11 protein-coding genes are annotated in these 12,037 nt (G+C 41.7%); 8 read left to right on the top strand and 3 right to left on the bottom strand.

The window, feature by feature from the left end:
• Positions 1-162 precede the first annotated feature (162 nt).
• Complete coding sequence (locus tag RR876_RS16010; RefSeq protein ID WP_087015033.1) at positions 163-1,128, bottom strand: TerC family protein; 966 nt, start codon at positions 1,126-1,128, stop codon at positions 163-165.
• Between the two features lie 398 nt (positions 1,129-1,526).
• Between RR876_RS16010 and RR876_RS16015 the strand changes: the two genes are divergently transcribed.
• The 3 genes from RR876_RS16015 (at position 1,527) to RR876_RS16025 (ending at position 2,605) form a co-directional block, all read left to right on the top strand.
• Positions 1,527-1,811: a GNAT family N-acetyltransferase gene (locus tag RR876_RS16015; protein WP_062031177.1), complete on the top strand. Its 285-nt coding sequence runs from the start codon at positions 1,527-1,529 to the stop codon at positions 1,809-1,811.
• Positions 1,812-1,850: 39 nt separating this feature from the next.
• On the top strand, positions 1,851-2,135 hold the full coding sequence (locus tag RR876_RS16020; RefSeq protein ID WP_332637104.1) for a GNAT family N-acetyltransferase: 285 nt from the start codon (positions 1,851-1,853) through the stop codon (positions 2,133-2,135).
• Between the two features lie 92 nt (positions 2,136-2,227).
• Positions 2,228-2,605: a hypothetical protein gene (locus tag RR876_RS16025; protein ID WP_332478410.1), complete on the top strand. Its 378-nt coding sequence runs from the start codon at positions 2,228-2,230 to the stop codon at positions 2,603-2,605.
• 58 nt (positions 2,606-2,663) lie between these two features.
• Here RR876_RS16025 and mpl read toward each other — a convergent pair whose 3' ends face one another.
• A complete protein-coding gene (gene mpl, locus RR876_RS16030) occupies positions 2,664-4,031 on the bottom strand; it encodes a UDP-N-acetylmuramate:L-alanyl-gamma-D-glutamyl-meso-diaminopimelate ligase (protein WP_332478409.1) in 1,368 nt (455 codons plus the stop codon).
• Between the two features lie 255 nt (positions 4,032-4,286).
• On the opposite strand from mpl, the gene RR876_RS16035 reads away from it, so the two are divergent.
• From RR876_RS16035 to RR876_RS16050, 4 genes are all read left to right on the top strand, one after another.
• Positions 4,287-4,625: a DMT family protein gene (locus tag RR876_RS16035; RefSeq protein WP_004977754.1), complete on the top strand. Its 339-nt coding sequence runs from the start codon at positions 4,287-4,289 to the stop codon at positions 4,623-4,625.
• A gap of 192 nt (positions 4,626-4,817) precedes the next feature.
• Entirely contained in the window at positions 4,818-5,330 is a 513-nt protein-coding gene (gene purE / locus RR876_RS16040) for a 5-(carboxyamino)imidazole ribonucleotide mutase (protein WP_004697498.1), read from the top strand.
• Positions 5,331-5,345: 15 nt separating this feature from the next.
• Complete coding sequence (locus RR876_RS16045; RefSeq protein WP_332637105.1) at positions 5,346-6,467, top strand: 5-(carboxyamino)imidazole ribonucleotide synthase; 1,122 nt, start codon at positions 5,346-5,348, stop codon at positions 6,465-6,467.
• Between the two features lie 763 nt (positions 6,468-7,230).
• Positions 7,231-8,514, top strand: a complete 1,284-nt coding sequence (locus RR876_RS16050) for a lytic murein transglycosylase (RefSeq protein WP_332478406.1) — start codon at positions 7,231-7,233, stop codon at positions 8,512-8,514.
• 111 nt (positions 8,515-8,625) lie between these two features.
• Here RR876_RS16050 and RR876_RS16055 read toward each other — a convergent pair whose 3' ends face one another.
• Entirely contained in the window at positions 8,626-9,753 is a 1,128-nt protein-coding gene (locus RR876_RS16055; protein ID WP_332478405.1) for an anhydro-N-acetylmuramic acid kinase, read from the bottom strand.
• A gap of 63 nt (positions 9,754-9,816) precedes the next feature.
• Between RR876_RS16055 and tyrS the strand changes: the two genes are divergently transcribed.
• On the top strand, positions 9,817-11,049 hold the full coding sequence (gene tyrS, locus RR876_RS16060; RefSeq protein WP_332481924.1) for a tyrosine--tRNA ligase: 1,233 nt from the start codon (positions 9,817-9,819) through the stop codon (positions 11,047-11,049).
• Positions 11,050-12,037: the final 988 nt, after the last annotated feature.

A 12,037-nucleotide genomic window follows, 5' to 3' on the forward strand; every position in this document is an offset into this window, starting at 1 on the left:
TTTATTTTTACAGGTAAAACCAAGGGTTTTAAGCCCGCTTATCATAGGGAGCTGTTTGCATAAAGTACAGTGCATTTGCACAGAAAATCATAGGATTAAGTCTTATGCATACTAAAATTTGGTCATAAAAAAGCCTTCTCAGAGGAAGGCTTTTTTAAAATATTAGAGGGTGGTTTGATGATGTTTCTTACTGTATCGAATCGACAAGATCGCAGTAATGGTCAGCACCAACACAATAAAGCCCAGTGAAATCCAAATTGGCATATGGAACACATCCAGCATGAGCATCTTAAAGCCGATGAATACCAAGATAATACCTAAACCATACGGGAGATAATGCATCTTGGTTGCTGCACCAGACAACAAGAAGAACATCGCACGTAGACCCAAAATTGCCATTAAGTTTGCAGTCAACACAATAAACGGATCAGAAGTCACCGCGAAAATTGCAGGAATGGAGTCCACCGCGAAAATCACATCCGACGCTTCAACTAAAATCAACACCAAGAACAGCGGCGTTGCCCACAACATCCCGTTTTGACGAACAAAGAACTTATTGCCATGCATTTGCGGGGTAATCCGCATATGTTTACGTAGCCATTTTAAGATCGCCATATCTTCGATATTGGTTTCTTCTTCGTTTTGCCCTTTGAAGAATTTGAAGCCCGTATATACCAAGAACGCACCGAAGATATACAGAATCCATGAGAACTCTTGTACAAACCACGCGCCAATAAAAATAAAGATGGTACGTAGAATAATCGCGCCCAATACACCATACAGTAGTAATTGGCGTTGTAGTGCTGGTGGAATGGCAAAAGCAGCAAAGATCATCAGCCAGACAAAGACGTTGTCGACGGCTAAAGATTTTTCAAGTAAATAACCTGCGAAGTACTCCATGACCTTAGTATTGGCCACAGTGACACCTGCAGTTTGTTGTAAATACAACCAGAGACCTGCACCAAAGAGTGATGCGACGGAGACCCACGCAACACTCCATAATGCAGCTGTTTTGATTTTGACTTCTTGGCCTTCTTTTTGTTTAAAGCCTAAAAAGTCGATCAGTAGCATCACGGTAACAATGCCGAAAAAAGCAAGGTATAGCCATAAATTGCCGATAGATTCCATGAAATCCTCCACATCCAGCAATCGGCCACAAAAAAACCTTGACCTGCTGCCAGATGAAATAAAACATCTGTGACAACATGATCAAGGTCTTGCCTACATTTTAGCGTATGTATTTTGTGCGCTAAAATGCTCAGATACCGACTTTTTGCAAAGTGTAATGACGATAATCTGACACGTGAAAGTTATGCATAGCATTGATTTTTCACGTTTGGAGGAGGCTACTCCCCTTGTTCAACATAAATTTGGTTTTGGATTTGATCCAAAAGTGAGCTAAGCATCGCATATTTTTATGGTTTGAGCAAATATTAAAGAAAATTGTAGATGAAATATAAATGAGACAAAATTTTGCTTCAATTTGTGGCAAGCTAAAAAAAACAGTAAACCAAAGAGGAATAATAATGAAAATTCAACATCAAGAAACAGGTAGTAAAGGCGAAGTTTTTGTTGAGCAAGAAAACGAGCGTGTGGCGGAAATGACTTATAGTTGGGCTGGGGATGATAAATTTATCATTGACCACACTTGGGTCAGTGAGTTGCTCCGTGGGCAACATGTGGGGCGTCAGTTATTGGATGTTTTGGTTAACTTTGCCCGTGATAAGGGCGTGAAAATTTTACCCTTATGTCCTTTTTCCAAATCGGTATTCGACAAAGATCCATCTATTCATGATGTTTTATTCCACTAAGATAGAGAACGATAAATCAATCCATTCAACGAGTGTGCTATGCAATTTCAACATGTAGATCGCGATCAAAAAGGTGAGTTTTTTTTAAATAATGCAGACGGTCAGCGCATTGCTGAAATTAGCTATATTTGGCGGGACGAGACAACCAGTGATGCCAACCATACTTGGGTCGATGATTCACTGCGGGGTCAAGGTGTGGCGCGTTTGCTGTTGGATACTCTGGTTAATTTTTCGCGTGAGAAAAACCTGAAGATTATCCCGACCTGTTCTTATGTCGATGTGATGTTTCGCCGTGAGAAAAGTTTTGAGGATGTTGCTGCTTAATTGTTCGCCATTCATCGCAATTCTAAAGGTTAAGCCAAAATAAGATCGATATAGCTGCCATTACAGTTCTATTTTGTGTTTTGCAGCGCTGAATGATGGTGAAATTAAAGTATATGAAGACGCTTTTATCTATTGCCCTATTCTGTTCAGTTTCCCCTTTATTGCATGCTGAAGATTGTGTAAAACTTGAGGAAAAGGCAGAACAAGAAGAAGTTCAGATCATTCCACGTTGGGGCATGAAAGTGATTGCTCCAACAAGAGTGTATTTTCATTCAGCACCGAGCAATGCTTGTAAAATCAAAGATCTGTTTATGATTAAAAATGACCATATCACTGCTTATAGCACCTATGATGATGGCCAAGAACAGTGGGTTTCGATCATGTATTTTAGTAAACGCTTGGGAGACACGGTTCAAGGTTGGTCAAAACTAAAAGATTTTGAATATACGGGTACGATGTCTGGTTTTTAATTGGATAAGCTTGTAAAAAAACCCGCCATATGCGGGTTTTTTCTTCTAATGGGACAACCTATTCTGCGTTCAAGGCGCTAATCAATTTTTGGTGTAAACCACCAAAGCCACCATTGGACATGATCACGACAGCATCGCCCTCGCCTGCATCACTGACGATGGTCTGGATAATGTCATCCAAAGTGCGTGCAACCACGGCCTTGTTGGGTGCAGCCGCAATGACAGGTTGCAAGTCCCAGTCCAAACCTTCTGGTTGATACCAAATCACTTCATCGGCCAAACGCGCAGAGTGCGCAAGTCCATCTTTATGGCTTCCCATGCGCATGGTATTTGAACGAGGCTCAATAATTGCCCACAACTTACGTTCGCCTAAACGCTTACGTGCGCCTTCCAGCGTCGTATCTATTGCGGTTGGGTGATGAGCAAAGTCATCATACACTTCAACGCCACGTACCGTGCCTAAAAGCTCCATACGGCGCTTCACGCCGCCAAAGTTAGACAGTGCTTCGCACGCTGTTTCAATGCTTACGCCAACATGTTCAGCCGCAGCGATAGTCGCCAAAGCATTGGCTACGCTGTGCTGCCCTGTCATGTTCCATTGCACGATGCCTTTCACCACGCCGTGTTGGAGTACTTTAAAGTGTGAACCATCAGCACTGAGTTGTTCGGCATACAATTCAGACTTGTTGTGGGCCTCTAAAGAGGTACGAACCACAGGTGTCCAACAGCCCTGCTCTAAAACTTCATCAATATTGCTTTCAGTAATCGGAGCAATGATACGACCCTCACTTGGAATGGTACGAACCAAGTGATGGAATTGTTTTTGAATCGCTGCTAGATCATCAAAAATATCGGCATGGTCAAATTCAAGGTTATTTAAAATGGCTGTTTTTGGGTGGTAATGCACGAACTTCGAACGTTTGTCGAAAAAGGCAGAATCATATTCATCGGCTTCGACACAGAAGTATTTGCCACCACCTAAACGCGCACTTTCAGAGAAACCTAAAGGTACACCGCCAATCAGGAAACCCGGTTCTAAACCCGCCTGATCCAATACCCAAGCCAACATGGTGGTGGTGGTGGTTTTACCATGGGTTCCTGCTACGCCAAGTACGTGTTTGCCTTGGAGCACATGATCGGCCAAAAATTGTGGGCCTGAAATATATGGCAAGCCTTCATTAAGCATGTATTCAACTGCATCAATCCCACGTTTCATCGCATTGCCGACGATGACTAAATCAGGATGCGGTTGTAAATGACTGCGGTCATAACCTTGCATTAAGGTAATGCCTGCATTTTCGAGCTGGGTGGACATGGGAGGATAAACGTTTAGATCCGAACCCGTCACTGTGTGGCCAAGATCACGTGCTAAAAGCGCTAAAGACCCCATAAAGGTGCCACAAATACCCAAAATATGCAGATGCATTCCGCCTCACTCCACTGCTTTTATAGACACATCACGTATTGTTGGTGCTGTTGTCGTGATTAATTCGATGTGAAAGCAACCATAGCAAGGCGCTTAGCGAAAAGATAGTGATTCTTGTATCTAATCGTTTAATTATTCTGCGGCTTGAGCAGTGCTTTTATTTTGTAAAAAAGTCGGCTGAAAAGTGCAATATTTGCTGAATTTTCTAGCAAAAAACGTAGAATAAAATGCTCCTAAATTCGGCGATCTTGCTTCATGTCCCTGCCCTTTATTTTATTGATTATTGCCAACTGTTTTATGACACTTGCATGGTATGGACACTTAAAATTTTTGCCGGGTGTGCCGCTTTGGCAAGCCATTTTATTTAGCTGGTTCATTGCATTGGTGGAATACAGTTTTATGATTCCTGCGACCCGTATGCTGTCACAGCAAGGCTGGTCGATGGGCGAAATGAAAATCACCCAAGAAGTGGTGACGTTATTGGTTTTTGTACCGTTTATGCTTTTCTTATTTAAACAGCCTTTTAAGCTCGATTATTTGTGGGCCGGACTTTGTTTATTTGGTTGTGTGTATTTTGTTTTTCGCAGCCAATAATTCAAAAAATGAGGCTACAGTACTCTTTTTATTTAAGTTTTATGCTACGAAATAAAAAAACAAGAAAAATCTGCATTTAGTTGCACGGTTAAATTTTGGAGAGCTGAAAAATCAGTCTATAATACGGGGCTCTTATTAAAGCTTGGCGCTAGTCGAGATTTATCTCTCTTAACTATCTCTGGAAACATTGCAATGAATGCGGCCGCTTCACAAGACACTCCTCTCGTTGGAATTATCATGGGTTCTCAATCAGATTGGGCCACTCTCGAACACACTGCCAATATGCTTAAGCAACTTGGTGTCCCATTTGAAGCGGAAGTTGTGTCTGCGCACCGTACGCCAGATCGTCTTTTTGAATATGCTGAACAAGCACGTGACCGTGGTATTCAAGTGATTATTGCGGGTGCAGGCGGTGCGGCGCATTTACCAGGAATGTGTGCGGCGAAAACTGATTTGCCTGTACTGGGTGTACCAGTGAAGTCTTCGATTTTAAACGGTGTCGATTCACTGTTATCGATTGTGCAAATGCCAGCAGGTATTGCAGTAGGTACTTTGGCGATTGGTCCAGCAGGTGCAACCAATGCCGCGATTATGGCAGCGCAAATTTTAGGTCTGACACGTCCTGAAATTGCAAAAAATGTAGCCGATTTCCGTGCTGCACAAACCGACAAAGTCGCAAGCAACAATATTCCAGGCCAAGCTTAATACGGGGCATTCCTCATGAATAAAACCATCGGTATTTTTGGTGGTGGGCAGCTGGGTCGCATGATGGCGCAAGCGGCTTTGCCACTAAATATTCAATGTACGTTCTTTGATGCGAGTACAGACTGCCCTTCAGCAGCTTTAGGCACGGTGATTTCAAGCAAAACTGAAAATGGTTTACAAGACTTTATTGCTAGTGCAGATGTCTTCAGCCTTGAGTTTGAAAATACACCTTTGTCTGATGTTGATGTTTTGACCAAGCAAAAAGATATGCATCCGCCGCGTCAGGCTTTAGCCATTGCACAGCATCGCTTGTCTGAAAAAGCGTTATTTGATGCGCTTGAGATTCCTGTTGCGCCTTATAAAGCGGTAGATTCCCTAGAAAGCTTAAGTGCTGCGGTTGCTGAGCTAGGTTTACCGATTGTGCTGAAGACAGCCACAGGTGGCTATGATGGCAAAGGTCAGTTTGTATTGCGTTCTGAACAACAAACTGAACAAGCATGGGCTGAATTGGGCCCTGCTGGCAGTTTAATTGCAGAAAGCTTTGTGACCTTCTCGCGTGAAGTTTCGATCATTGCGGTACGGGGTCAAAATGGCGATGTGAAAACGTGGCCATTGGCTGAAAACCATCACCATCATGGTATTTTGTCGCACTCGATTGTCCCTGCACCGAATAGTGCGGACTTACAACCCGTTGCACAAGACTACATCACTCGCCTATTGAATCATTTGAATTATGTTGGCGTGTTGACCTTAGAACTGTTTGTCACAGACAAAGGTTTGTATGCCAATGAAATGGCGCCACGTGTGCATAACTCAGGACACTGGTCGATTGAAGGCGCAGTATGCTCTCAGTTTGAAAACCATATTCGTGCAGTCGCAGGCTTACCCTTGGGTTCAACTGAAGTGGTTCGCCCTACGGTCATGATCAATATTATTGGTCAGTATCCACAGTCTGAACAAGTCTTGGCCTTAGACGGTGTACATCTGCATCTTTATAATAAGGAAGAACGTGAAGGTCGTAAGATTGGTCACCTGACTTTAATGCCGAATGATACCGCTCAACTCACGACTCTATGTCGTCAGTTGGCAAAAATCTTACCGAATCCATTGGCACTGAGTGAAGATATGACCATCTAAAGCTTCAGTTGTTGTTAAAAAAAGCGATCACAAGAGTGGTCGCTTTTTTATTTGGATTCATTCAGGCATGATTGCGCCTCTTCGAAAAAAGTGACCGTTAATCGGATCAAAATTAAAATAAATTGCGTGTTTTTTATCCGTTTAGATAAAATCAGCGCATAGAAAAATAAACTGAAAGTAAAATAAAGCGAGTTTTGTGTGGAGAAGCACGTTTAAAACAGAGCCCACAATTGAATGTGACCCTGATTTTCACCTAAAAAATGCTGAAATAGCAGGAATCTCAGTCAACTTGGGTTTGTGGATATCTTTTTAAGTATGTTTTGAATTCAAAAGTGAGTTTTAAATTTAAATCGAGCGTTTAAATTTAAAATGAATTTAAAAGTTTTGATGCTGTTTTGAATTTAAATTCAAAATAATAAATTTAAAGACTGGTGAATGAATTTAAAGTTTTAAATTTAAAATATTGAGCTTGGGTTTTGAAGTTTAATTCTCTGTATATTGTTGATTATTAATGTTAAAGAAAATATGGATAAAATGAATTTAAAACAAGATGATTGAATTTAAAGTACTTGCTGAACTAGAGATTGTTTTTGAATTCAAAAGTTGAGGTCTGTGGTGTTGTGGATAAGTGGTTTTAAATTTAAAAGAGGGTTTTGAATTTAAACCAGAATGAATATTCATTTACGTTTTGATTCAGAAAAGTGAAATCGAAAGTGTTAAGGTAAAAAGCATAATTTAGAGATAAAGAATTATTAGGGATTTTATGCACCGTTTTGCTTTTCTTTTAGGTTCATTTTTTTTAGCGGCGACTCAGGCGAATGCTGAGCTCATTATTAATGGTCAAAAAGTTACAGGCAGTTCAAATGTCGCAACTTCCGATTATAGCCCTCAGAACTCATTTCAAAGCTGTATTGCCAACTTAAAAAGCCAAGCGATGGCGAATGGGGTGTCTGCGTTCACTTATGATCGCTACACGCAAAATTTAGCGCCTGATTATTCTGTGATTGAAAAATTAAATTACCAACCTGAATTTTCCACGCCGATTTGGGATTATTTGTCAGGACTGGTGGATGATGAGCGTGTTGCAGTGGGTCAGCAAAAATTGGCGCAGCATCGTGAAGTGCTGAATCGCGTTGCGGCAGCGTATGGTGTGCCTGCGGAGACCGTGGTTGCTGTGTGGGGCGTGGAAAGTAATTTTGGTGATATTTCAGGTAAATATCCATTATTACAAGCGCTAGGTACATTGAGCTGTGAGGGGCGCCGTCAAAGCTATTTCCGTGGTGAGTTTTTTGCCGCTATGCGCATTTTACAGCGTGGTGATTTAACTGAATCACAACTGAAAGGCTCGTGGGCAGGCGCGTTTGGTCATACCCAGTTTATGCCATCGACGTATGAAGAGCTGGCCGTTGATTTTGATGGTGATGGACGCCGTGATTTGGTGTCGAGTACCACAGATGCTTTGGCATCAACAGCCAATTTCCTCAAAAAACGCGGTTGGCAAACTGGGCAACCTTGGGGATTTGAAGTGAAAAATCCACAAGCGATCTCTCTGAGTGGTGAAAGTCGTCGCAATAAGAAGTCCTTATCTTACTGGATGCAAAATGGCTTGGTACGCGCAGATGGCTCAGCGTTAATTCAAGGTAATTTATCCTCTAGCTCGCAAGCGGGGTTGATGGCGCCCGCTGGTGAAAATGGTCCACTGTTTTTAGTGTTTAAAAACTTTGATGCAATCTATAGTTATAACGCTGCAGAAAGTTATGCATTAGCGATTGCGCATTTATCAGACCGCTTACAAGGGCAAGGCGGGTTTAGTACAACTTGGCCAACCGATGATGCAGGCACTTCACGTTCTGAACGTCGTGAAATTCAGCAGTTTTTACTGAATCGTGGCTATGATATTGGCGCGGTGGATGGTTTGATTGGTGATAAAACTCGTCAAGCGATTCGACAGGAGCAAATCCGTTTAGGTTTAAGTCCTACTGGACGAGCAGGACAGCAAATTTTAAAAGCCTTTCGGCAGGAAAATGCCAAGTCGATGATGCGTTAACATTAACAGCAAAAAATCGCTGAGATAGATAAAAAGCCAGTCGGTTATTCACCTGACTGGCTTTTTTGATTTGCACTGGTTGCGACTAAAAGGTCAGAAGCACTGTGATGTTTAAACTGCGGTAATTGTCCCGAGAATACGGTTACCTTGTGCACCTGTCACTGTCGGCAAATTGCCACTGAGTTGTTGGATAAAGCGCATGGCCAACCAAGCAAAGGCGGTTGCTTCCACCCACGTTGGGGCTAAGCCTATCGCGGAGGTGGTTTGTACAGACCAATTGTGCTTACGTAAGCGCCAACGTAATTGTTCTAAAAGGTGTGAATTATAGGCACCACCACCACAGACGTAGACTTCACCGGTATCCATATCGGAGCGATAGATGGCTTTTTTAATGGCGCGCGTGGTGAGCTTCATTAAGGTGGCCTGAACATTTTCAGGACTGTCTTCAAGCTCGTCGTATTCAAGGTCATTGCGCCAGTCGGCAATTTGTTCATCTAGCCATTCGAGGTTGAAGTCTTCACGGCCGGTACTTTTCGGTGGTTCTTTGGAAAAATACTCATGTGATTGTAGGCGATCGAGTAGGCTACGAATCGGATGGCCATAAGCTGCCCAATTGCCATTTTCATCATAGGGCTGTCCAGTAAAGCGTTCACACCAAGCGTCCATTAAAATGTTGGCTGGGCCTGTATCAAAACCGTAGACCTGATCAGGTTGGCCTGCGGGCAACATGCTGACATTGGCGATGCCGCCTAGGTTTAAGATGACGCGATGAATGCTCTCATGTTGGAATATATCTTGGTGAAAAGCAGGAACCAGCGGGGCACCTTGGCCACCTGCGGCCATATCACGACGTCGAAAATCTGAAATCACAGGAATTTGGGTGATTTCAGTGATGATGTTTGGGTCACCAATTTGCAGGGTAAAACCGTGCTCTGGACGGTGGCGAATGGTTTGTCCATGTGAGCCAATAGCTTTGATTTGACTACGATCTAAATGACTTTGTTCAATCAGTTGATTGATGCCTTCGCCAATCATCTTTGCTAAAGCCACATCTGCCTTGCCCATACGGTCGATTTCGTTGTCACCAGGCAAAGTGAGTGCCATCAGTTCATCGCGTAAATCAGGGTCGAAAGAAAGAGTGAGGGTGGCGTGAAGCTGCAATGGATCAAAAGAAGCAGCAACAATATCAACACCATCCATGCTGGTGCCAGTCATTACCCCAATATAGATCGCTGTCATGATTATTCTAAAGCCTGCAATGTGCTGAAAAAGTGTTAGTATATCGCACAAATTGAATAACTGATGTGTTTGGGTTTTGTGATGTCAAATTTCCTGCCGGCTGAAGAACAACTTGCTCTCATTCAACGAGGCACGCATGAAATTATTTCTGAAGAAGATCTTCTGAAGAAATTAAAAGAAAATCGTCCTTTAAAAATTAAAGCGGGCTTTGACCCGACTGCGCCTGACTTGCACTTGGGGCATACGGTTTTAATTAATAAACTGAGAACTTTCCAAGACTTGGGTCATGACGTGACTTTCCTGATTGGGGACTATACCGCAATGATCGGTGACCCGACTGGAAAAAGTGCAACACGCCCACCATTATCGCGTGAGCAAGTGCTTGAAAATGCAAAAACTTATCAAGAACAGGTGTTTAAAATTCTTGATCCGAACAAAACCAAAGTGCGTTTTAACTCTGAATGGTTTGCCGAAAAAACGGCTGCTGACCTGATTCAATTGGCTTCACAGCAAACGGTTGCTCGTATGCTTGAGCGTGATGATTTCACCAAGCGTTATAACAACCATCAACCGATTGCAATTCATGAATTTTTATATCCATTGGTTCAAGGCTATGACTCGATTGCCCTTGAGGCGGATGTTGAATTAGGTGGTACAGACCAAACCTTTAACTTATTGATGGGGCGTACACTTCAAGGTCGTTATGATCAAGAAGCGCAGGTCTGTATTACTGTGCCAATCCTTGAGGGTTTAGACGGTGTGAACAAAATGTCTAAGTCTTTGGGTAACTATATTGGCGTATTTGATGCACCAGGGGCGATGTATCAAAAAGTTCTTTCGATGCCAGATGCTTTAATTGAACGCTATTTCGATTTACTCAGCTTTAAATCCGTTGAAGAAATTAAAGTCCTGCTAAACGAAATTGCTGAAGGGCGTAATCCTCAAGAAGTGAAGAAAATTCTAGCCCTTGAGTTGGTAGAGCGTTTCCACGGTGCAGAAGCGGCAGAAAATGCACATAAAGGTGCAGGTAATCTGATTACTGAGGGTGAACTACCCGAAGGGACACCTGAAGTGACGATTTCACGTGCAGAATTCGGTGGCGAGTTGTTTATTGCAACGATTCTTCGCGTAGCGGGCTTAAACCCAAATGCTGCAGCAGCAAAAGATGCTGTTGGTCGTGGCGCGGTCAAAGTCGACTGGAACGTGGTCGATATGAGTTTCTCTGTTAAAGAAAATGTCACTTTAATTATCCAGTCGGGTAAAAAAGCCATTGCGAAAGTCACTTTTACTGACTAAGTCAGTACATATATATGCTTTAAGTTATTGATATAAAAGCAGGCTTCGGTCTGCTTTTAATTTTTTAATCTTTATAAAAAAATCAAATAAGCAAATTCAAAAAAAACCTTATAAAAACAATGCTTAATTTTTTCCAAAAATATTGCAATTTAAAATGAGTGTGTATAAGATTTCAACGTCTAGTCAATGTTTTTAACATCGCTAGAAGGGTCAATAAGAATAACTCTCCACAGTTTTCAAGTCTCTTCCCCAAGGGACTTTTTTTAAGATAACTATAATAATGACATCTATGGATCAGATAACGATCTAACTCCGAGGAAGAGGTTTTGGGAGAGATCTCTTCCTTTTTTATTGGCAAAAATTTAGTTTTTAAAATCAGTTTCTCGCAGACAAATAACGAGCTGTCATAAAAGTTAGGTGCAACAGACTTTTAAATAAAGCTGGTCATCAGCTTTACAGGTATATAGCACTGCGTTTTTTACTTATATCCAGATGCTTCGTATCATCAAGCTTTATCGTGGCTGTTATTTCAGCTCTGTCTTGAATTATCTTGACCATGGTATAGATAGAAGAGGGCTTTGCTATTACGCGAATGAAATAAAAACAGACTAAGCATTCCATTCTTGCTAAATATTAGGTGCTTTTATAGCGATGTGGCAGTTTTTCAGCTTAGGCGCGTATTAAATATAAAAGAACTATGTCTTTAGAAAGATGATTTATCAAAAATACAGAGATGAAAGAAATACAGAGTGATTTTAAGTCTGAAAACGTTACTAGAAGATTGATAAGACTCATCCTAAAGAAAAAATAAATGTTAAGGCTTAAATTTTAAGCTTAAAAGACTTTTAAAGATTGGAAATGAAAGGCTCATATTGAAAGAAATAAGAGAAAAAATTATAAATATGATCAAAAAATAGATGAAAAATACGGTTTTTCTTAAATTTTGTAGAAAAAACCAACGCCCGTTTCAAATAAGTGAATTTGGGGG

Source organism: Acinetobacter sp., assembly GCF_036666595.1.
Classification (GTDB): Bacteria; Pseudomonadota; Gammaproteobacteria; order Pseudomonadales; family Moraxellaceae; genus Acinetobacter.